This window comes from Yoonia maritima, from assembly GCF_043641945.1.
Classification (GTDB): domain Bacteria; phylum Pseudomonadota; class Alphaproteobacteria; order Rhodobacterales; family Rhodobacteraceae; genus Yoonia; species Yoonia maritima_B.
The window spans coordinates 123897-143930 of sequence record NZ_JBHZRX010000005.1 but is presented as its reverse complement, the minus strand read 5'-3'; the positions used below and the strand labels follow the sequence as shown (position 1 = coordinate 143930).

Annotated in this window: 21 protein-coding genes; 8 read left to right on the top strand and 13 right to left on the bottom strand. The window is 55.7% G+C overall.

The features are described 5' to 3' along the window. The 3 genes from ACHUEV_RS12865 to ilvD are packed head-to-tail and all read right to left on the bottom strand — an operon-like array spanning position 1 to position 3167. Positions 1 to 774, bottom strand: a complete 774-nt coding sequence (locus ACHUEV_RS12865) for a DUF6478 family protein (protein ID WP_394180478.1) — start codon at positions 772 to 774, stop codon at positions 1 to 3. Positions 775 to 817: 43 nt separating this feature from the next. After that, positions 818 to 1429 carry a dihydroxy-acid dehydratase gene (locus ACHUEV_RS12860; RefSeq protein WP_394180476.1) on the bottom strand — a complete coding sequence of 204 codons (612 nt, stop codon included), beginning with the start codon at positions 1427 to 1429 and terminating at the stop codon, positions 818 to 820. 4 nt (positions 1430 to 1433) lie between these two features. Continuing rightward, a complete protein-coding gene (gene ilvD / locus ACHUEV_RS12855; RefSeq protein ID WP_394180474.1) occupies positions 1434 to 3167 on the bottom strand; it encodes a dihydroxy-acid dehydratase in 1734 nt (577 codons plus the stop codon). 49 nt (positions 3168 to 3216) lie between these two features. Between ilvD and ACHUEV_RS12850 the strand changes: the two genes are divergently transcribed. The 6 genes from ACHUEV_RS12850 (at position 3217) to ACHUEV_RS12825 (ending at position 9826) form a co-directional block, all read left to right on the top strand. Beyond that, entirely contained in the window at positions 3217 to 4182 is a 966-nt protein-coding gene (locus tag ACHUEV_RS12850; protein WP_394180472.1) for a CPBP family intramembrane glutamic endopeptidase, read from the top strand. Positions 4183 to 4287: 105 nt separating this feature from the next. Continuing rightward, positions 4288 to 5229, top strand: a complete 942-nt coding sequence (gene accD, locus ACHUEV_RS12845) for an acetyl-CoA carboxylase, carboxyltransferase subunit beta (protein WP_394180470.1) — start codon at positions 4288 to 4290, stop codon at positions 5227 to 5229. A gap of 29 nt (positions 5230 to 5258) precedes the next feature. Next, positions 5259 to 6500 (top strand): bifunctional folylpolyglutamate synthase/dihydrofolate synthase, encoded by a 1242-nt coding sequence (locus ACHUEV_RS12840; protein ID WP_394180648.1) that lies wholly within the window; start codon positions 5259 to 5261, stop codon positions 6498 to 6500. Continuing rightward, positions 6497 to 7003: a hypothetical protein gene (locus tag ACHUEV_RS12835; protein WP_394180468.1), complete on the top strand. Its 507-nt coding sequence runs from the start codon at positions 6497 to 6499 to the stop codon at positions 7001 to 7003. The genes ACHUEV_RS12840 and ACHUEV_RS12835 overlap by 4 nt, the downstream gene beginning before the upstream one ends. Before the next feature lie 263 nt (positions 7004 to 7266). Beyond that, positions 7267 to 8964 (top strand): tetratricopeptide repeat protein, encoded by a 1698-nt coding sequence (locus tag ACHUEV_RS12830; protein ID WP_394180466.1) that lies wholly within the window; start codon positions 7267 to 7269, stop codon positions 8962 to 8964. Then, entirely contained in the window at positions 8951 to 9826 is an 876-nt protein-coding gene (locus ACHUEV_RS12825) for a 4-(cytidine 5'-diphospho)-2-C-methyl-D-erythritol kinase (RefSeq protein WP_394180464.1), read from the top strand. The genes ACHUEV_RS12830 and ACHUEV_RS12825 overlap by 14 nt, the downstream gene beginning before the upstream one ends. A gap of 1 nt (position 9827) precedes the next feature. Here ACHUEV_RS12825 and ACHUEV_RS12820 read toward each other — a convergent pair whose 3' ends face one another. Genes ACHUEV_RS12820 through ACHUEV_RS12810 form a run of 3 tightly spaced genes read right to left on the bottom strand, consistent with a single transcriptional unit; the run spans position 9828 to position 12234 of the window. Then, positions 9828 to 10469, bottom strand: a complete 642-nt coding sequence (locus ACHUEV_RS12820; RefSeq protein ID WP_394180462.1) for an HAD family hydrolase — start codon at positions 10467 to 10469, stop codon at positions 9828 to 9830. Then, the gene (rsmD, locus tag ACHUEV_RS12815) at positions 10466 to 11023 is read right to left on the bottom strand and encodes a 16S rRNA (guanine(966)-N(2))-methyltransferase RsmD (RefSeq protein WP_394180460.1); all 558 of its coding nucleotides are present in this window, start codon (positions 11021 to 11023) and stop codon (positions 10466 to 10468) included. Before rsmD ends, ACHUEV_RS12820 begins: the two co-directional genes overlap by 4 nt. After that, entirely contained in the window at positions 11020 to 12234 is a 1215-nt protein-coding gene (locus tag ACHUEV_RS12810) for an NAD(P)/FAD-dependent oxidoreductase (protein WP_394180458.1), read from the bottom strand. The genes rsmD and ACHUEV_RS12810 overlap by 4 nt, the downstream gene beginning before the upstream one ends. A gap of 86 nt (positions 12235 to 12320) precedes the next feature. On the opposite strand from ACHUEV_RS12810, the gene ACHUEV_RS12805 reads away from it, so the two are divergent. Then, a complete protein-coding gene (locus ACHUEV_RS12805) occupies positions 12321 to 12809 on the top strand; it encodes a peroxiredoxin (protein WP_394180456.1) in 489 nt (162 codons plus the stop codon). A 41-nt stretch (positions 12810 to 12850) separates the two neighbouring features. Here the strand turns inward: ACHUEV_RS12805 and ACHUEV_RS12800 are convergent, their stop codons facing one another. The 7 genes from ACHUEV_RS12800 to ACHUEV_RS12770 are packed head-to-tail and all read right to left on the bottom strand — an operon-like array spanning position 12851 to position 19509. Beyond that, entirely contained in the window at positions 12851 to 13696 is an 846-nt protein-coding gene (locus ACHUEV_RS12800; protein ID WP_394180454.1) for a mechanosensitive ion channel family protein, read from the bottom strand. 1 nt (position 13697) lies between these two features. Beyond that, on the bottom strand, positions 13698 to 13997 hold the full coding sequence (locus tag ACHUEV_RS12795) for a 4a-hydroxytetrahydrobiopterin dehydratase (protein WP_106358930.1): 300 nt from the start codon (positions 13995 to 13997) through the stop codon (positions 13698 to 13700). Then, complete coding sequence (locus tag ACHUEV_RS12790) at positions 13994 to 15178, bottom strand: GNAT family N-acetyltransferase (protein WP_394180646.1); 1185 nt, start codon at positions 15176 to 15178, stop codon at positions 13994 to 13996. Before ACHUEV_RS12790 ends, ACHUEV_RS12795 begins: the two co-directional genes overlap by 4 nt. Before the next feature lie 31 nt (positions 15179 to 15209). Next, positions 15210 to 15962, bottom strand: coding sequence for a glycerophosphodiester phosphodiesterase family protein (locus ACHUEV_RS12785; RefSeq protein ID WP_394180452.1), 753 nt, complete (start codon positions 15960 to 15962; stop codon positions 15210 to 15212). Next, positions 15959 to 16420, bottom strand: a complete 462-nt coding sequence (locus ACHUEV_RS12780; protein ID WP_394180450.1) for a RidA family protein — start codon at positions 16418 to 16420, stop codon at positions 15959 to 15961. Before ACHUEV_RS12780 ends, ACHUEV_RS12785 begins: the two co-directional genes overlap by 4 nt. A 54-nt stretch (positions 16421 to 16474) precedes the next feature. Next, positions 16475 to 17779 (bottom strand): HlyD family type I secretion periplasmic adaptor subunit, encoded by a 1305-nt coding sequence (locus ACHUEV_RS12775; protein WP_394180448.1) that lies wholly within the window; start codon positions 17777 to 17779, stop codon positions 16475 to 16477. Further along, complete coding sequence (locus ACHUEV_RS12770; RefSeq protein WP_394180446.1) at positions 17776 to 19509, bottom strand: type I secretion system permease/ATPase; 1734 nt, start codon at positions 19507 to 19509, stop codon at positions 17776 to 17778. The genes ACHUEV_RS12775 and ACHUEV_RS12770 overlap by 4 nt, the downstream gene beginning before the upstream one ends. Before the next feature lie 152 nt (positions 19510 to 19661). Between ACHUEV_RS12770 and ACHUEV_RS12765 the strand changes: the two genes are divergently transcribed. Then, positions 19662 to 20027, top strand: a complete 366-nt coding sequence (locus ACHUEV_RS12765) for a hypothetical protein (protein WP_394180444.1) — start codon at positions 19662 to 19664, stop codon at positions 20025 to 20027. The last annotated feature ends 7 nt before the right edge of the window (positions 20028 to 20034 follow it).

The window sequence follows — 20034 nt, the reverse complement described above, 5'->3', positions numbered from 1 at the left end:
TCAGATTTCCGCGCGTGGATAGCGGCAGATGTTTAAGTCGCGGATCGTGATCTTGTTCATGTTTGGATTTTCAAACAGCAAGTCGATCCATATTTTTTCGGTACGTGCTTCGTTTAGTTGCGTGTAGGCAAGGTCGAATTCTGCCATCGTATCAGGTTCATCAGCAGGCAAGGTCAGCAAGATTTGCTCGGTATTAGGCCCATTTTTCACATTCAGCCGCGCATAGATATTAATCGGAACTTCGCGTTCGATCACAGCGGCAAGCTGCAGCACGTGCCGCTTTTTCAGTCCCTCACAGGCGGCGGTGGGTAGATCAACCACAAGCGACAGAAAGCTGCCATCAAAATGGTAGACCTCGAGCGCCAGCCCATATGCGGCAAGATCGTCCCTGCGTAGATTTCTGTATTGCGTCAGTGATAATTCCTGCTGCTGGCAGTCATGAAAAATCGCGACCTCGTCACCGATTTTGTCTTTGTTCAGGGCAGGGGCAAGGCCACGTTTTGCGATCCCGGCGCGCCATGCCATTGGACGCCAAGACCAATCCGTTCCTGCCGGCCGCTGAAACGTATTCGTGCCAATGCGAGGAAGGGCAAGCCGGTTTTCGGCAATATAGCTGAGTTCTTGGAGAGGAACCAAAAGCTGTCGGGCATGTTGGCGGTTCGCTCGCAGTGTTGCCAACTCTGCATTAGGCGCGTTGCGGGCCGCCCTGTTCCAGCGCGTGAGTGAGACACGCTGCATCAACCGCCCAAGCATCCCGTTTGGATTGATCGCCATATGCGCTGCCTTTCCTTACAGGCCTACCCTAGCATGAAACTGGTTAGGAATCAGACGATTGCGTGGTTGCGACCGAGCCTGCAGGTTTAATGCCCGCAGCGATCGCATTCAGCAACCAGTTCCCGGTGTTATTGGTCAGCGGCGAATTGGCCTGTCCACGTAGCGCAATGGTTACCAGTCGACCGTCAACGTCGGTAAAGGCCCGCCATTCACTGTTTTGAAGCCTGGCCATGCCGTGCGGCGCTGAATCGCGGAACTTTACGGTGACAATGCCAGTCCCGGCCTGTGCTGTAACGCCAGTGATGGTGTCGCTGTTGCCCACGCTGCTTAGCAAAACTGCGCCAGCGTCTGACTGGAGAAAATCACGCATCTGGGTTTCAGAGCCGGTGACTGTACCAGAGCCCTTATCGCCAACTTGGATGGTGGCGATTGCTCGGGTGTTTGGTGCGGCCTCGGAGACGCCAAGTGCCGCACAAGGCGCAATGACTGCAAAGCCCTTGCGCGGGTTGCTTGCTGTGCCGTCAAAACAATACCCAGCAGGGGCGCGGGCGATGATATCACCGCCCATAAGCGCAACTGCCTTTTGCGTTGGGGCGGTCGTCGTGCAGGCGATCATCGCCAAGGCCACCGCCACACTCGCAATTACACGAAACATTGGATTAAAGATCCATGTAGATGTGTTTTTCTTTTTTCGCACCGGGATGTGTTACCGCACCAAGACGCGTCGAACCGACCAACTGCGCGTATTTCCAAAGCGCGCCAGAAGCGTAGATCGTTTCCTTTGGCCCTTTCCATTTCGCTTTGCGTTCGGCCAGAACCTCATCAGTCAGGTCTACCGACAGCTCGCCTGTGATCGCGTTGATGGTGATCATGTCGCCGTCTTCAAGCAAAGCAATTGGCCCGCCGTGCGCGGCCTCTGGGCCAACGTGACCCACGCAGAAACCGCGTGTCGCACCAGAGAAACGACCGTCGGTGATCAGCGCGACTTTTTTGCCCATGCCTTGGCCAGACAGTGCAGCGGTTGTTGCCAGCATTTCGCGCATGCCTGGGCCACCTGATGGGCCTTCGTTGCGAATAACCAGAACTTCACCTTCTTTATATTGGCGGGCTTTGACGGCCTCGAATGTGTCTTCTTCGCATTCGAACACGCGTGCTGGGCCGGTAAAGACCTGTTGTTCTTCATCCATTCCGGCAACTTTTACGATCGCTCCTTCGGGGGCAACGTTGCCTTTCAGGCCAACAACACCACCGGTTTTAGTGATCGGGTTTTCAACAGAGTAGATGACTTTATTGTCAGCTTCGCCTTTGATCATGTCCAGTTCTTCGCCGATTGTACGGCCGGATGCTGTCATGCAGTCTTCGTGGATCAGGCCGGCTTTGCGCAGTTCCTTCATTACGACAGGAACGCCGCCTGCTTCGTAAAGGTCTTTGGCAACGTATTGACCGCCCGGTTTCAGATCTACGAAATACGGCGTATCGCGGAAGATGTCGCAAACGTCGAACAGGTCAAAGTCGATGCCAGCCTCGGCCGCCATCGCGGGCAGGTGAAGACCTGCGTTTGTTGATCCGCCTGTACAGGCCACAACGCGCGCTGCGTTTTCGAGCGATTTGCGCGTTACGATATCGCGGGCGCGGATGTTCTTTTCGATCAGGTTCATGACCGCTTCACCAGAAGCGACGCTGTATTGGTCGCGCGATTCATATGGTGCAGGGGCGCCGGATGAATTCATGAGCGCAAGGCCGATTGCCTCGGAAACACATGCCATGGTGTTGGCCGTGAACTGACCACCGCAAGCACCCGCAGAAGGGCACGCAACGCGTTCCAGCACTTCGAGTTCTGCATCAGACATGTTGCCTGCTTGGTGCTGGCCTACGGCCTCGAAGACGTCTTGAACTGTTAGGTCTTTGCCATTCAACCGGCCCGGAAGGATCGAACCACCGTAGATAAAGACGGATGGCACGTTCAGGCGGATCATCGACATCATCATGCCAGGCAGTGATTTGTCACAACCCGCAAGTCCGACCAGCGCGTCATAGCAGTGACCGCGCATCGTCAGTTCAACGGAGTCAGCGATTGCTTCGCGTGATGCCAGCGATGCGCGCATGCCTTCGTGGCCCATCGCGATACCATCGGTGACGGTAATGGTTGTGAATTCACGGGGCGTACCATTCGCCGCTTTAACACCAAGCTTTACAGCTTGGGCCTGACGGTTCAGCGAAATGTTACAAGGAGCAGCTTCGTTCCAGCAGGTCGCGACGCCAACAAATGGCTGTGCAATATCGTCTTCGTCCAGACCCATTGCGTATAGATAAGAGCGGTGCGGTGCACGGCTTGGGCCTACGGTGACGTGGCGGCTAGGTAGGTTTGTCTTGTCGGCTTTGCCTTTAAGCATTGGCTTGTCTCCCGGGAACTGATGCTGTTGGTCTAAAAGTTGGACGGGGGTGACGCAAGTTAGAACTGCGCTTGCGGGCCAGCAGCTGCGCGGCCTAATGTCCACTATGTCTGATCCTTACGCCCCGCATCACAGCTTTGTTAGCGTCGCAGCGCGCGAGCCGCAGCTTTGGCGGGTGGGCCTCGTTGTGTTTGGGTTCGAAGTCATTTTCGGATTGGCCCCCGACATTATGCTGACCTTTTTGTCAGGCTCAGGTGCCCGAGAAGCATATATTGAAGGGACTTCGGCCTTTGGGACCTTAGCGCAGTTCTTTACTTTTGGAATTGGTGCACTTGGCCTCGTGATGTTGCTGAACCTTGTGCATGGGCGCGGGTTTTGGTCATTGATCGGACCGGCTGATGCGGCTTGGCGCGATATGGTGGCTGCGACTTGGGTTGTTGTACTTGTTTTACTGGCACAAGAGCTGTTGCCGCCTTGGTACGACCTAAGTTCTGCACAAATGCCGCGCCCCTTGGCGGCGTGGCTCTTGCTGATTCCCGTGACGTTGCTGGCGTTGTTGGTGCAGGTTGGCACCGAGGAAATGCTGTTTCGCGGGTATCTTCAGCAACAATTTGCCTGCCTGTCAGATAAGCGATGGGTTTGGATGGGCGTGCCTTCGGTCATGTTCGGGGTGCTTCATTACTGGAACGGCAACGGTGCCGCCGAAGGGTTCATGTGGGCACTTTGGGCGACGATGCTGGGGGTTGCCTGCGCGGACTTAACTGCGCGAAGCGGTAATTTGGGGGCGGCGGTTGGGCTGCATTTGGCAAACAACGCCTTCGCGATATTGTTGTATGGGATCAGCGGCTGGTCGGGCACGGGTGTTGCCTTGTTCCTATTCCCATACGAAGACCCGGCGACATACAGCGATGGGATAAGCGCGTTAGTGACGCCGTTTATATTGCTGCAAATCGCAGGTCAGATGCTATCGCTCCTTGTGATGTGGCTGGCAGCACGGCTTGCGATTCGGCGGTGACGCACAGCAGGCGCTTTGCTGTTTTGTGCACGGCAAGGTTCACCACTGATTGCATTTCGTGACGCCTCGTCATATCTGAAAGGCGTTAATGCAAAAGGCGCGCCAATGAACTGGATCACCAACTACGTCCGTCCGACGATCAACTCGCTTTTTTCGCGCCGTGAGGTGCCTGAAAACCTTTGGACCAAGTGTCCCGAGTGCGGAACCATGTTGTTCCACCGCGAACTGGCCGACAATCTGAACGTATGTACGAATTGCGATCACCACATGGCGATTTCGGCGCGTGAACGTCTAATGTCAATCTTTGATGGCGGCGTGTTCGTTGAAGTTGCTGTGCCAGAGCCAGTCGCTGACCCGCTGCATTTCCGTGATCAGAAGAAATACACAGACCGCATCAAAGAAGCCCGTAAGAAGACCGGCGAAAAAGATGCAATGCTGGTCGCCGAGGGCGAAATGGGCCGTACGCCTGTTGTTGTCGCTGTTCAGGACTTTTCCTTTATGGGCGGGTCGATGTCGATGTACGTCGGCAACGCGATTGTTGCCGCTGCTGAACGCGCAATTGCGCTGGGCCGTCCGCTGATCCTGTTTTCCGCCGCAGGTGGCGCACGTATGCAAGAAGGCATTCTTGGCCTTATGCAAATGCCGCGCACCACGATTGCGGTTCAGATGCTCAAAGAAGCAGGCCTGCCTTACGTCGTCGTGCTGACCCACCCAACAACCGGTGGTGTGACTGCGTCCTATGCGATGCTGGGCGACGTGCAGATTGCTGAACCCAACGCGCTGATCGGTTTTGCCGGTGCCCGCGTGATTGAGCAGACGATTGGTGAAAAGCTGCCCGAAGGGTTCCAGCGTGCTGAATACCTGTTGGACCACGGTATGCTGGACCGCGTGACAAAGCGTACCGATCTTAAGGATGAGCTGACCACTATTCTGCGGATGCTGATGGGGCTTGAAGCCCCGATCAAAGGTGACTTGCCTGCGCCCGAAATCGTTGCCGAAGCGGTTGAAGAAGCACCAAAAGAAACACCTGCGAAAGACGCAAAGTGACAGCGTCGTCTGATGTGATCCTTGAAAGGATGATGGCCTTGCATCCCAAGGTCATCGACCTGACCTTGGACCGCGTTTGGACCTTGCTTAAAAAACTGGACAATCCCCAAAACCGTTTGCCGCCTGTCATCCATTTAGCAGGTACGAACGGCAAGGGATCGACCCAAGCCATGATCCGCGCAGGGTTAGAGGCGGGTAATGCCAAGGTGCATGCTTACACCTCACCGCATTTGGCGCGGTTTCACGAACGTATCAGGCTCGCTGGTGAGCTGATCACGGAAGAGGCGCTGACCGAAGTCTTAGACCGTTGCTATCAGGTCAATGGGTCTGACTCGATTACCTATTTTGAAATCACCACCGTTGCTGGTTTGCTGGCGTTCGCTGAAACGCCTGCCGACTATACGTTGCTCGAGGTTGGATTGGGCGGGCGTCTGGATGCGACGAATGTGATCGATAAGCCGGCGGTAACAGTGATTACGCCCGTGGATTTGGACCATCAGCAGTTTCTGGGTGATACGCTGGCGCAGATCGCTGGTGAAAAGGCTGGGATCATCAAACGCGGCGTTCCCTGTGTCGTTGGCCCGCAACATGACGAAAGCTTGGACGTGATCGAAAGCATCGCCGCCCGTCTTGGTGCGCCTCTTTATGCTTACGGTCAGCAGTGGCACGTCAGTGCAGAGCATGAACGGCTGATTTATCAGGACGAGCGCGGGTTGCTTGATTTGCCGCTGCCGAATTTACCTGGGCCACATCAGATCATGAACGCAGGTGCTGCGATTGCGACCCTGCGCCTGCTAGGCAAAGACGAAGCCGCCTGTGAAGCCGCCGTGACCCGCGCCTATTGGCCTGCTCGGATGGAGCGTCTGACCAAAGGCGCGCTTGTTGATCTTGCCGCACCAGCAGAGCTGTGGCTGGACGGTGGTCATAACCCCGCCGCTGGTCGCGCGCTTGCTGAGACATTGCGCCAGCAACCCAAACGGCCGACCCATTTGATATGCGGTATGCTGAACACCAAAGATATCGGCGGCTATCTTGCGCCGCTGTCTGAGGTGGCGGACACGCTGACAGCGGTGTCGATCCCCGGTGAGGCTAACACGATCCCTGCCAAAGATACGGCAAAGGCCGCCACGGACGTCGGGATGCCAGCATCGGTGGCTGATAGTGTGACGGATGCTATCACCACGATCAAAGCGACAGCACCAAATGCCCGCATTTTGATCTGCGGGTCACTGTATCTTGCGGGTCATGTCATGCGCGAGAACGCCAAGTGATCCGCGCTGGTGCCGTCATATTGTCGCTGGCAACGACGCAGGCGAATGCTGCTGATTTCTATTTTTGTTGGATCGGCGCGAATGACTATACAATGACCGGTCAGATGACGATCCCGGACGTGGCGCTGACCCAGCCCATGGTGACCGAGGCCGACGTGACGCGCTTCAAAATCGCGGGCTATCAGGCAGGTTCTTTGTTGGGAAAGTGGGACATGGCAACGCGCCTAGACGGCGCAAGTTGGATGTTACGCTATGACCCGGGCCGCGCTGTGTTCGCGACACCGGGGGAACTGGGTTTAGGCGTGACGCAGGCGTGGAACGCGAACGGGAACGCGAATGACTGCGGTAATCCGGGGTTTGGCTTCAACCTTGGTAACTATGCACAGGACTTTTGCGTGAACGGGCAGTGGATTGAGGAAAGCGGCATGCCGCCAGATACACCGTTTTTGGTCAGTCCTGTGCCTGTTGATCCATATTGCCGAACTTACGCACCGGTAAGTTAACGCCGATTCGCGAATCACTCTATTGACTGCGAATCACTTCATCGCTTAGTGTCGTCTTCAACGTGAAGCGCCAACATAATAGGCGTACCGGAGCAGTCTTGGCAGGGCGAGTTGGCGGGCTTTCGGGCCTGTCTTCTTGTGCCATTTTATGACCTTAGCCAGACCCGCCGCAACATCCTGCCGTCATCACGAGGTCGTGTTTGCATGACTGCCATAGTGTCTTTAGGTTGATATCAAAGCTATCCGGAAGGCCTGTTTAAATCGTGCTTAAACGCTCACTCACTACTATTGTTGTTTCATGTCTGTTGTCTTCTGGGTCTGCTCTACTAGCCGATCCAAACGCGGGTGCGTACCTTGCAGGGCGGCAAGCTATTCACGAACATGATTTTGAAATTGGCGCGCGGTACCTGACCGAGGGGCTGCTTGGCGACCCAACGAACCCTTATTTGCTTGATCGGGCGATGACATCCTATGTGGCGCTTGGTCAGATGGATCAGGCTATTGCGATTGCGCAGGCAATCGTGGATCAGGGCTTTAACAGCCAAGTGGCGCATTTGGTTCTGCAGATCGCGGATGTGAAAGCCGAGAACTGGGATGGTATTTTCCAAGCACTGGAACAGGGCCGCACGGTTAGCCCATTGATTGATGGTGTTGCGCAAGCATGGGCCCATCTTGGTAATGGTGACATGACCAAGGCGAGCGGGGGTTTTGATCGTGTGATCGAGACCGAAGGTATGACCGTCTATGGTGTCACGCATAAAGCCTATGCGCTGGCGTCGGTTGGTGACTTTGAAGGCGCTGAGGCGATGTTTGCCTCTCGTATCCCCGGTGGCATGCGGTACAACCGTCAAAGCGGGATCGCGCACGCTCAAATCCTAAGCCAGCTGGGCCGCAACGACGATGCGGTTGCTATCATGGATGGGATTTTTGGTGCACAGCTTGATCCGGGTCTTGCCAAATTGCGCGATAGATTAGCGGCGGGTGAATCCGTTGCCTATAACGCGGTTACGACCCCTGAACAGGGTATGGCCGAAATCTATCACATCACTGCAGGTGCCATCCAAAGCGAAGCACCGAGCGCCTACACGTTGATGTACGCGCGGGCAGCAAATTACTTGTGGCCAGAGAATACCATCGCGACATTGATGACCGCGGGCCTGTTAGAAGACCTGGGCCAGTATGACCTTTCAAATGCGGCTTACACCAGCGTCCCGCGCGATGATCCTGCATTCCATGCCGCCGAGCTGGGACGCGCCGAAGTCTTGCGTTCTGGTGGCCGCATTGACGCCGCTATCGAAGTGCTAGACGCGCTTGCACGCAGTCATGCAGAGCTACCGCAGGTGTTTGCCAATCAAGGCGATACATTGCGTCAGGCTGGCCGCTATGGCGAAGCCGCCAAAGCGTATTCGCGTGCGATAGAGCTATATTCTGATGATGATCCGGCGAAATGGTTTGTCTATTACACACGCGGAATTTGCGAGCATAAGACGGATAACTGGCCTGCAGCCGAAGCAGATTTTCGCGAAGCCCTTGCTTTGCAGCCAGACCATCCGCAGATCTTGAATTACCTTGGTTATTCGTTGGTCGAGCGCGGTGAAAAGCTGGACGAGGCATTGGGTATGCTGGAAACAGCCGCTGCCGCGCGCCCCGATAATGGTGCGATTATTGATAGCCTTGGCTGGGTGTTGTTCCAACTTGGTCGCTATGATGAAGCAGTAGCGCTGCTTGAAAGCGCGGCTGAGCTAGAGCCAGTAGACGCCGTCGTGAATGATCACCTTGGCGATGTGTATTGGGCCGTCGGTCGCGAGATCGAGGCGCGTTTTCAATGGCAGCGTGCGCTGTCATTTGATCCGCAAGAAGCTAACGCATCGCGGATACGCGATAAGCTAGATCGTGGACTGGATCTTGTACTGCTTGACGAAGGCGTTGCGCCGATACGGGTGGCCAGTGGCGACCATTAAGGCGATAGCACCTGCAAAGGTTAATCTGACCTTACATGTGACAGGACAACGGGATGACGGGTATCACTTGCTTGATAGCCTTGTTGTGTTTGCCGGTGTTGCAGATCAGCTTACTGCGACGATTGCGCCGGATATGCGCATTACGGTGAACGGACCGTTTTCGACTGGTGTGCCAGTTGACGAACGCAATCTGATGATGCGCGCGGCAGATGCGTTACGCCAAGCCCGTGGGGTCACCAACGGCGCACTTCTCACGCTTGAAAAACACCTTCCGCATGCTGCTGGCATCGGAAGCGGGTCGTCGGACGCTGCTGTGACGCTTGCCATGCTGGCAGAGCTATGGGGCGTTGATCCGCTGCCTGCCAGTGCACCAGAGGTGGTCGCATTGGGCGCTGACGTGCCTGTTTGTTTGCGTGCACCCGACCCGACACGGATGTCGGGGATTGGTGATGTGCTTGCCCCTGTGCCGCAACTACCGCCATGTGCAATCGTTTTGGTGCGGCCAAGGGTCGATGTCCCGACGGGGCAGGTTTTCAACACCATGACAGATAAGAATGGCGCGCCTATGACACCGTTGCCTGATGGTGCCGATTATGATGCGTTCGTAAATTGGCTAAAGGTGCAAAGAAACGATATGCAGGCCGCTGCCGAAAAGATCGCGCCTGAGATTGGTGAAGTCATCGCCAAGCTGGATTCTTTGCCCGGGGTGAGTGTCGCGGGCATGTCCGGTTCGGGTGCCACCTGCTATGGTTTGGTCAAGGATATGGCGACGGCACGCCATGTCGCGCGGATCGTCCAAGTGTCACAGATGGATTGGTGGGTCGCCCCGGCCGAGGTGTTAGGCACGGGGCAGGTCTTTTAGGTTATAGCCCAAGCGCTTGCTGGACTTGATCCATGTGGGTTACGGGCGTTGCGCCAGTGTCGCCGATACGTGCAGCGTCACCTTCCGCAACATAGCCAAAACAGGGCATTCCTGCTGCTTTTGCAGCTAAGAACCCAGCGGGCATATCGTCGATCATTACAGCGTCTTGTGGCGTGACGCCCATATCTTTCACGATTTGTAGCAGCATATCTGGTTTGGGCTTTGGTCCGTGGTCGTGGCCGGAATAGATGCGCCCATCGAACAGATCGAAAAGGCCGCTTGGCGTCAGGCTGATTTCCATTTTCGGAATCGGCCCGTTGGACGCGATCGCTCGCTTAATGCCTGCGCGATCAAGCGCATGGATTAGGTCCAATACACCGGCAACGACAGGCGTCCCTTTGCGCAACCCAGCAAAGACTTCGGCATAAATGTCATCTAGCCAGTTGTCGGGCAACTTCGCGCCTCTGCGGGTTGCCTCAACGCCGACCGCTTCCATCGTGCCGCCGGCGAACAGCAAGTGAACCTCTTGTGGGGTGATAGGCTGGCCGTATCGCGTTAGGTTTGCGGACAATATGCGGTCCGTCATTGGTTCGGTGTCCACTAGAACGCCGTCGCAGTCGAAAATAACAAGTTTAGGAGTCATGAAATAGCCTTCAAGAATGTGACCCAAGTATCGCCATAGCGGCGTTGGTCGAGCGTCGTAAAACCGGGTGGTGCGATTTGGGCGGTGCTTTCTTCCCACACGATCAGCGCATCAGGGGCGATCCAGCCTGCGGCCTTGGCCGCGCCAAGCGCCTTTGCGCCCAAACCTTGGCCGTAGGGTGGATCAAGGAAAACTAACGCGCAGGGGTCGCCTTGGGGAAGGCGCGATGCGTCACTGCTAATCAACGTCGTGTCGGACTGTCGCCGCAGTTTGGCGATGTTTTCGCGGATCAGCTTTTGCGCGACCCGCCCGCTATCGACAAAGGTCACATGAGCTGCGCCACGCGACAGGGCTTCAAGCCCAAGCGCACCGGTGCCCGCGAATAAATCCAACACGTTCATGTCCGCGATGGGATTGCCAAACCGGCCACCTAGCAGAACGTTGAACAGGCTTTCGCGCACGCGGTCGGTCGTGGGGCGCAGATGCGCACCTGCGTCGCCTTTGCCGACAGCGGCCAAGGCGGTTCCACGATGGGTGCCTCCGATGATCCTCACGGTTTTAACAGTGCCTTCATATCGGTGGCCGGGTCGGTGATCGCCGCTGGGGCAGGGCTGCGGCCAGCTTCGATTAGGCGCTTGCCGATCATGTAATTGCGTGGGTCGTTCATCGCGTCGACGGCAAGCAGTTCGTCGCCTTTGTAATACCAGTTGGACTGCACACCGGGCGCGTCCCCTTTGCGGATATAAACATCGGTATAACCAATATTCAGCCCGGCGATTTGCAGCTTGCAGTCGTATTGATCAGACCAGAACCATGGCTTCGGCGTATATTCTTCGTCGCGCCCCATGATGTTGCGTGCGACGGCCTCTGCCTGATCAATGGCGTTGCCTACGCTTTCAAGACGGATGCGGTCGCCCTTAAACAAACAAGATGCGCAATCACCTGCCGCCCAGATATGCGGGTCAGACGTGCGCCCGTGGTTGTCAGTGGTGATGCCGTTATCGACGGCGATACCCGCGCTTTCAGCAAGGATCGTGGCTGGGGTGATCCCAACACCAACCACGGCAAAGTCGATCGCTAATTCGGTGCCATCGGTCAGCAACGCACCCGTGACGTGGTCGTCGCCCAGCAATCGATCAAGACCGACGCCTTCGCGGATATCAACGCCATGCGCGCGGTGAAGCTCGCGGAAATAGTCTGATGTCTCTGGGGCCGCGACGCGCTGTAGAATTCGGTCGGCCATTTCGATCAGAGTAACCTTTAGCCCGCGCTTTGCGGCTACTGCAGCGGCTTCTAACCCGATGTAGCCACCGCCAATAATAAGAACATGTTTGTCGGCAACAAACGCCGGTGCCATCGCATCTGCATCGCTTAGGTCGCGCATCGCGTACACGCCATCGAGCATCCCACCAGCAGCGGCAGGCAAAATGCGCGGATGTGCGCCGACTGTCAGTGCGAGATCATCGTAAGAGATGACTTCTTCGTCAGATAGCGTGATGGTTTTGTTCTGGCTATCAACTGCAACCACGCGTGTATTTAGGCGCAGGGTTATGTTGTGATCGGCATAGAATTCTTCGGGGCGTAGATACAGCCGTTCTTCGGCCATTTCCCCAAGTAAATAAGCCTTTGAAAGGGGGGGGCGCTGATAAGGTGGTACCTTTTCTGCTCCGATAAGCGTAACGTCACCATCAAAGCCTTCGCTGCGAAGTTTCGCGGCAAGGGATGCGCCTGCCTGACCTGCACCGACAATGACGACGTGAGCCATACTTATCTCCTTGGGGTTCACCCTCTTGTTTCAGGAACATCTATATGTGAGTCATCAAAAGATACAAACACGAAGGGGCTATAATAATGACTATCAAAACAGGTGATACACTTCCGGGCGCGACCTTGCTTCAGATGGGCGACGACGGGCCAGCACAAGTGGTGCTCGCAGATAAGCTTGAGAACCGCAAAGTGGTGATCTTTGGCTTGCCAGGGGCATACACTGGGACATGTTCAACTGCGCACGTACCAAGCTTTATGATTACGCATGACGATTTTAAGGCCAAAGGCGTTGATGAAATCATCTGCATTTCGGTCAACGATCCATTTGTCATGAAGGCATGGGGCGATGCGACTGGTGCAATTGACGCTGGCATCACAATGTTGGCCGACGCCGAAAGTGCGTTTACCACGGCCATCGGCATGAACTTTAGCGCGGCACCTGTTGGTTTCGTGAACCGGTCCAAGCGTTATTCAATGCTGGTTGAAAACGGCGTAGTCAAAGTTCTAAACGCTGAAGCCAACCCCGGCGAGTGTGAAATCTCGGCTGGTGAAACATTGCTTGAAGCAATTTAATAAATCAAAAAGGGCGGTGCTGATTGCACCGCCCTTTTTCGTTAGGCTTTGGACTGGATCAGTGTCCGTGTCGGGAATGGGATATCGATCCCTGCTTGATCTAACGCCTCTTTGACTTGTCGTTTCATATCCGCCTGAAACTGGAAAAAGTCACCGCTGTCGCACCAAACACGTACCAGAAAATCGACTGAGCTTTCGCCCAGATTATTCACTTGAATGAATGGCGCAGGCTCAGCTTTTGCACGTGGATCGGCAAGGATCGTGTCACGGATGACTTGTTCTACATTCTTAAGGTTGGCACCGTATCCCACGCCAAATGTCCATTCGGCCCGGCGTGTCGGGAACGTGGAGTAGTTCACGATCGTGTTGCCCCAAACCTGCGCGTTGGGAATGATGATTTGCACGTTCGCGGGTGATGCCAGTTCAATGAAATTCAGGGTGATGTCTTTGACGGTACCCATCTGGCCAGAGACTTCGACAAAGTCGCCAATTTTGACGGGGCGGAAAAACACGATCATCACACCGGCTGCGACGTTCGACAGCGTGCCTTGCAAGGCCAAACCGATTGCCAAACCGGCGGCACCGATAACAGCAACAAATGATGTTGTCTCAACTCCAAAGGTGTTCAGTACGAACAGGAATGCAAAGCCAACAGCGATATAGCGCGCGATATTGCCCAAGAAGTTGAACAGCGTGATATCGAGGTGGGTGTTCGTTTCGCCCAGTCGTGTCAGGCGCTTGCGCAGCCAACCACCAATGACAAAGCCCGCGATAATGATGAATAATGCCGCGATGACATTGCCAAAAATAGACGCGAGGAATTCGAGCGTCAGCAGATCCCCAATAGTTTTGCCATTCCAGATGACGGTATTCAGCAGCTTATCCAAGTCAGCCCCCTGCGAGTTTATCCAATTTTGCGCCAAGTTTGGCGTCGAGGGCCGATAGACCACCTGCGTCATGCGTGGTCAACGTGACGTAGACGGTTTTATAGATATTGGACCATTCGGGGTGATGGTTCCATTTTTCGGCCCAGATCGCCGCACGAGTCATAAAGCCGAAGGCGTCGATGAAGTTGGAAAACGTATAGGTTTTTTCAATCGCGTCGCGGCCGCTCACAAACCCCCATCCGTTTTCCAGAAGCGGGGTGATCAATTCGTTGCGTTCGGCTTCGGTCAATGTGTCAGTCATTGCTGTTCCTCACGGTTGGTTTTGCGGAATGGACCATAGCTGGTCAGAACTTCGATTTCGTGGTCGATGGCGTCACGTTCGGCATCAAGATAGCGCGCGACCGCATCTCGAAAGCCTGGATCGCCGAACCAATGCAGCGAATGGGTGGTGACGGGTAGATATCCCCGCGCCAGTTTGTGTTCGCCTTGTGCACCCGCCTCGACCCGCGACAGGCCGTGGGTGATGGCGAATTCTATTGCCTGATAATAACAAAGTTCAAAGTGAAGGCAGGGGTGGTGTTCGATACAGCCCCAATAGCGCCCGTAAAGCGTTTCGCGCCCGATAAAATTCAGCGCCCCAGCCACGGCGCGGCCGTCGCGCACCGCCAGCACCATCATCATATCGTCGCGAAGGGTTTCTTGAGCGCAGTCAAAGAAATTCCGCGTCAGATACGGGGTGCCCCATTTGCGATTGCCCGTGTCTTGGTAAAACTGCCAAAAGGCATCCCAATGTTCGGGCTGAATATCATCGCCTGTCAGGGTAATGATATCTCCGCCAAAGCTTTGGGCCTGTGCGCGTTCTTTGCGGATGTTCTTGCGCTTGCGACTGGATAGCGTGGCAAGGAATGCATCGAAGTCTTTATAGCCGTCGTTGACCCAGTGGAATTGCTGGCCAATGCGGGCAAGCAGCCCCATTTCCGCGCCCGCGATTGCTTCTGCCTCTGTGCAAAAGGTGGCGTGGACGGATGAGATTTCGTTGTCTGCGGCGATCTGGATCGCGCCTTGGATCAGGGCGGACATTCCGATCACCTCATATCCCGGTCTTGTCAGAAACCTGCGTCCTGTGGCCGGGGTAAAAGGTACTGCGATTTGGAGCTTGGGGTAATATCGCCCGCCCGCGTTTTCATAGGCATGCGCCCAGTTGTGATCAAAGATGTATTCGCCCTGACTGTGCCCCTTTGCATAAAGCGGTGCTGCGGCGATCATTTGGCCGTTTTGGCGTACGGTCAAATAGCGTGGCTGCCAGCCACTAGCACCACCAACGGACCCGCTGTCTTCAAGCGCCTTTAGAAACCGATATGTCGTGAACGGATCATAGGGGCGACCGTCTGTTGCCTCTGGGCACGCGCAGTCATCCCAGTCGGCTGGGTGAATGTCCGCAAGGCTGGGGTGAGCGGCGACTTCGATTGGGGTGTCTGTCATATCATCAGACTTGGGTGCGATCTGCGCTTCGTCAAGCGAGGTAGCCTTCAAAGGTCACATTTTCGGCGATCTCGCGCGCTTTTGCCTCGGCTGCGGGCGAACGGATTGTCCAACAAAGCACCTGTGCGCCTTGGGATTTCAGTTCCGCAACGCGCGGACGATCCAAGTCGGCAGCTTCGTGGCTGATAAAGCAGGCCCCGGTACGGTCATAGTCCGGGATCTCTCGTAAAACGGCGCGGGTTTTATCCGGGACTTCGGGCCAGAACTGCGCCTCATAGCTTGATGTTGTGATCCCGCGCGGGATATTCGGGGCAATCTGCGCCATCACGGCGACGCTGTGCGGATTGAACGACATGACCGCAACCTCGCCGGAATAGTCTGTCAGCGCATCGGCAGTGGCCCGTTCGAGGGGGCCGACATTTGGACCCATCGCGCCGTCTTGATCCTTGATTTCGATCAGCAAAGGCACGCGGCCACCGATAGTTTCCAGAACTTGCGTTAGTGTTGGAATGGTTCCAACGTCACCAGTTAACTTTATGGCGCCCAGTTCTTTGCTTGTGCGTGCCCGGACAGGGCCAGTTTCCGCGGTTAAGCGATCAAGCAGGTTGTCGTGAAAAACCATTGCTTGATCATCGCGGCTTAGCTGTACGTCAATTTCGATGCCATAACCTGCATCGACGGCAGCTTGGATAGAGGCAAGGCTATTTTCCACCCGCCCCGCAGCGCGGTTATGTAGGGCGCGGTGCGTGATCGGGCGAGCAAAGAAAGACGGCGGCAAGGTCATTTGATCTGAAAAATCGCTTCGATTTCAACAGCAACGCCAAATGGCAGGCTCGCGGCGCTTACCGCAGACCGCGCGTGGCGTCCTGCATCGCCGAGCGCCGCAACCATAAAGTCAGAAGCGCCGTTGATTACCTTCGGTTGGTCCGTAAATTCTGGGGTCGAGTTCACAAAGCCTACCAGCTTAACGACGCGCACGAGCTGGTCGATATCGCCGCCACAGGCTGCTTTGAGTTGAGCGAGCAGGTTGACCGCGCATGTTTGTGCTGCGGCAGCGCCTGCTTCGGCGTCAGTGTCCTGACCCAGTTTTCCGATAATCAGCCCGTCAGCATTGGCCGAGATCTGGCCGGATACATGGACCAAATCGCCAATAACCACATAGGGGACATAGTTCGCTGCCGGGGCGGGCGCATCCGGTAGAGTGACGCCCAGTTCGGCCAGTTTGGTTTCAATCGCGCTCATGGGAATCTCCTGTCATTTTGCCCGAACGCTAGCGGGCAAAACGACAGGGTGCAATCATGACTCGCGGAACGCCTTGGCGAAATAATCAGCGAGCGGTTTTAGCAGATAGGCCATTGGGCTACGGTCAGCCGTACGCATGAATGCTTCGACGGGCATACCCGGGATCAGTGTCATGTCAGCAGGCAGGCGGTTGATTTCGCCATCGTTCAGCTGAACTTCGGCGCGGTAGAATGACAGCCCGGAATTCTCGTTCTGGAACGCATCCGCTGACACAAGTGTGACCTTGCCGTTCAGTTCTGGGGTGCGATTGCGATCAAAGGCAGAAAACCGCAGGGTTACTTCTTGGCCAACATAAATCTGGTCGACATCTTGAACATTAACCTGCGTCGCGATGACCAGCGGGCGGTCCTGTGGGATTAGGAACAGGACTGGATCAGCAGGGCGTATAACCGACTGCGGTGCGAACACTTGCATGCCGTAAACGACGCCAGACACGGGTGCACGAATATCCAGCCGATCAAGCTGGCGTACCAGCGTACGTCGCCGTTCGGCGAGCTCTAGCTGATTATACTGAAGGTCACGAATGCGCGTGATCGCTTCCTCGCGGCGGGTGGTGGCCAAGCTTAGGATCTGAAGGTCGATTTCAGTCGTGCGCTCTGCGGCTTGGGCGGCTTGGGCGGTTAGTTCGCCCATTGTACCCAGAAGGCTCGCTTCTTCGCGTTGCAGGGCCAAAACACGGCTTGCCTGCGCAAGGCCGCGGTCGAGCAAGCTTTGCTGATCTTGCAGTTCTTGGGCGATCAGATCGCGCTGTGTGGTAAGGGCGGTTTGCTGAGCTTTGATACCGTCGATTTGGCTCGCGATTTGGGCGCGTTGCTGGGTAAGCTGTTCAACTGCACCTTCGTTAGACTCGCGGCGGGCCTCGAACAGGCGCGTTTGCCCTTCGATAAGCTCCATGACCTCTGGGGTGCCGACCTCGGTTAGGGTCGGTGAAAAGGTAAGGGTATCGCTGTCGTCGCGCTCGGCCTCTAGGCGGGCGCGGCGCGCAAGGATTTCGAATAGCTGCCCTTCGACGACGGCAAGCTCTGATTTCAGGATCGTGGCATCAAGGCGGATCAGCAGATCGCCAGCGTTAACAGTGTCACCTTCTTCAACAAGAATTTCGGACACCACACCACCATCAGGGTGTTGAACGACTTGGCGATTGCGGTCGACCTCAATCTGGCCGCTTGTAATAACAGCACCAGTAATTTGCGCGATGATCGCCCAAGTCCCAAAGCCCCCGACAAGAATAAGAAGCGTTAAAATCCCGACGCCCAAGTGTCGTTTCGCGGACCAGCGTTTTTGACTTTGATCGCTCATGCGACACCCCCGGCTTTACCGCTTGCGCGTTGGATTTCACCGTGGTTCTTGACCAGTTCCGCCATGACGGCATCCTTTGGACCAAAGGCGCGGCGCGTGCCGTTTTCGATGACCAAAAGTGTATCGCATTCTTGGATCGCAGCAGGGCGGTGGGCCATAATAAAGATGACGTTTCCTTCGGATTTGAGTGCCTTGATCGCGCGGTTCAAAGCGACCGAACCTTCGTTGTCGAGGTTCGAGTTGGGTTCATCAAGCACAAGAACAACCGGGTCGCCATATAGCGCACGCGCAAGTCCGATCCGCTGAATTTGCCCGCCTGAAAGGCGCCCGCCGGTTGCTGACACGCGTGTGTCGTAACCGTCCGGCAGTCGCAAAATCATTTCGTGCGCTGCAGCCTTTTGCGCGGCTTTAACGACGGCGGCATCGTCTGGCTGCATCGACATGCGTGCGATGTTTTCTTTGATGGTGCCTTCGAACAGCTGCACGCGCTGTGGTAGATAGCCGATGTATTGGCCCAAGATGTCAGGGTCGTATTGTTCAAGCGAAGCACCGTCCAGACGCACATTGCCTGATGCGGGCTGCCAAACGCCGGTCAAAACCCTTGCCAGTGTCGATTTACCCGCGCCAGAGGTGCCGATCACGCCGACGGCCTGACCGGGCTGTACCTCAAAGCTAACAGCGCGAAGGGCTGGCAGTTTTTCACCCGGTGGCACGACGGTTACCTGTTCGACGCGCAGCGCAGCCTTTGGCTTGGGCAGTTCTGTACGCTCTGTGTCTGGTGGGACTGCGCTTAGCAACACGCCTAGGTTTGCCCAGCCTTCGCGGCCACGTTGGAACACGGCCCACTGACCGACGATCATTTCAATCGGGGCAAGCCCACGACCAAGCAAAATGGAACCCGCAATCATCGCACCGGGCGACAGTTCGTTCATAAGCACCAAGTAAGCACCAAGACCCAGCATCGCTGACTGCAAAAATAGACGGAATGTCTTCGTCATCGCGGTAAACGTGCCAGAGGCATCCGCCGCCGAGATCGTAGCATCCAAAGATTTCCCACGGGCCAGCTGCCAGCGATCAAAGGCTGCGCCGCGCATGCCAAGTGAATGTACCATTTCGCTTTCGGACCGGATTTGTGTGCCAAGCTGATCCGCTGCAAAACGTGTCGAGTTCGCAGTTTCGAGCGGTTTACGGCTCGTGATTTGGTTCGCGACCGCGACGATGATCAGAACGACTGCGCCACAGATGGCGAGTATTCCCAACGCGGGATGGAAGATGAAGATACCGAAGAAAAACAAGGGTGCCCAAGGAAGGTCAAACAGGGCCATCAGGGCGGGTGAGGTGATAAGCCGTTGAACCGATTCTAGATCGCGCAAGCCAGTGGCTGCTTCGCGTGGGGCGCGGGCCAGTGTCGTGGCGCGCATAACCGCAGCAAAGACAGGGCGATCAAGGCGCGCCTGAAACCGTGCGCCGATCCTGCCCATCACGCGGCCACGGACGTAATCAAGAATGCCCATCATACCATAAAGGAATGCGACCAGTGCAGATAGCGCGATCAGCGTTTCAAAGGATCGCGAACTTAGAACGCGGTCATACACGTTCAGCATATAAAGCGGCCCGGTCAGCATTAGTAAGTTCACAAAGAAGCTAAATATTGCGACGGACCAATAGAGCGTACGACTTTCTTTTCTGGCGGCACGCAACTGCGAGCGCCCTGTCGGATATGATGGCATTGGTTGGTCTTTTCCTTGCATCGCAAACCTACTGTGCAACCTATAGAAAAACGTGGTGTCGGTAACTGGTTATCTGTTGTTATTTTTCGCGAAGGCGCATGGGTAATATAAATGATTGATCAATATGGCGATTTATCGCAAATATCAACGTCATGAAACATTTGTCTACCTTTTCGTGCGCCATTGCAATCGTGGTTCCATCGCTTGTTTTTGCCGGCCCATATGACGGGCTTTATAAGCAAACAGCACATTCCGAATGCGCGCTTGTTGGCGTCGATGGCGGCACCCTAAAGATCGCGGACGGCATCTTTCATGGTGTCGAGATGGAATGCCGCATGACGAATCCTGTAGATATCAATGACATGGACGCCACGATCTATCAGATGGAATGTTCTGGTGCGGGGCAGACTTGGACCGAACGATCCATCTTGATGAACGACGCGGAAACCGATGGTATCATCATGGTGTGGAACGGATATGCCTTCCGCTATGAGCGGTGTGAACAGGGCGAATACTGATTCTGGC

What these genes read in the sequence shown, in the direction of transcription:
- ACHUEV_RS12865 (WP_394180478.1), bottom strand. Translation starts at nt 774, where the DNA reads ATGGCGATCAATCCAAACGGGATGCTTGGGCGGTTGATGCAGCGTGTC.
- ACHUEV_RS12860 (WP_394180476.1), bottom strand. Translation starts at nt 1,429, where the DNA reads ATGTTTCGTGTAATTGCGAGTGTGGCGGTGGCCTTGGCGATGATCGCC.
- ilvD (WP_394180474.1), bottom strand. Translation starts at nt 3,167, where the DNA reads ATGCTTAAAGGCAAAGCCGACAAGACAAACCTACCTAGCCGCCACGTC.
- accD (WP_394180470.1), top strand. Translation starts at nt 4,288, where the DNA reads ATGAACTGGATCACCAACTACGTCCGTCCGACGATCAACTCGCTTTTT.
- ACHUEV_RS12840 (WP_394180648.1), top strand. Translation starts at nt 5,259, where the DNA reads ATGATGGCCTTGCATCCCAAGGTCATCGACCTGACCTTGGACCGCGTT.
- ACHUEV_RS12820 (WP_394180462.1), bottom strand. Translation starts at nt 10,469, where the DNA reads ATGACTCCTAAACTTGTTATTTTCGACTGCGACGGCGTTCTAGTGGAC.
- ACHUEV_RS12810 (WP_394180458.1), bottom strand. Translation starts at nt 12,234, where the DNA reads ATGGCTCACGTCGTCATTGTCGGTGCAGGTCAGGCAGGCGCATCCCTT.
- ACHUEV_RS12805 (WP_394180456.1), top strand. Translation starts at nt 12,321, where the DNA reads ATGACTATCAAAACAGGTGATACACTTCCGGGCGCGACCTTGCTTCAG.
- ACHUEV_RS12795 (WP_106358930.1), bottom strand. Translation starts at nt 13,997, where the DNA reads ATGACTGACACATTGACCGAAGCCGAACGCAACGAATTGATCACCCCG.
- ACHUEV_RS12790 (WP_394180646.1), bottom strand. Translation starts at nt 15,178, where the DNA reads ATGACAGACACCCCAATCGAAGTCGCCGCTCACCCCAGCCTTGCGGAC.
- ACHUEV_RS12785 (WP_394180452.1), bottom strand. Translation starts at nt 15,962, where the DNA reads ATGACCTTGCCGCCGTCTTTCTTTGCTCGCCCGATCACGCACCGCGCC.
- ACHUEV_RS12780 (WP_394180450.1), bottom strand. Translation starts at nt 16,420, where the DNA reads ATGAGCGCGATTGAAACCAAACTGGCCGAACTGGGCGTCACTCTACCG.
- ACHUEV_RS12775 (WP_394180448.1), bottom strand. Translation starts at nt 17,779, where the DNA reads ATGAGCGATCAAAGTCAAAAACGCTGGTCCGCGAAACGACACTTGGGC.
- ACHUEV_RS12770 (WP_394180446.1), bottom strand. Translation starts at nt 19,509, where the DNA reads ATGCCATCATATCCGACAGGGCGCTCGCAGTTGCGTGCCGCCAGAAAA.
- ACHUEV_RS12765 (WP_394180444.1), top strand. Translation starts at nt 19,662, where the DNA reads ATGAAACATTTGTCTACCTTTTCGTGCGCCATTGCAATCGTGGTTCCA.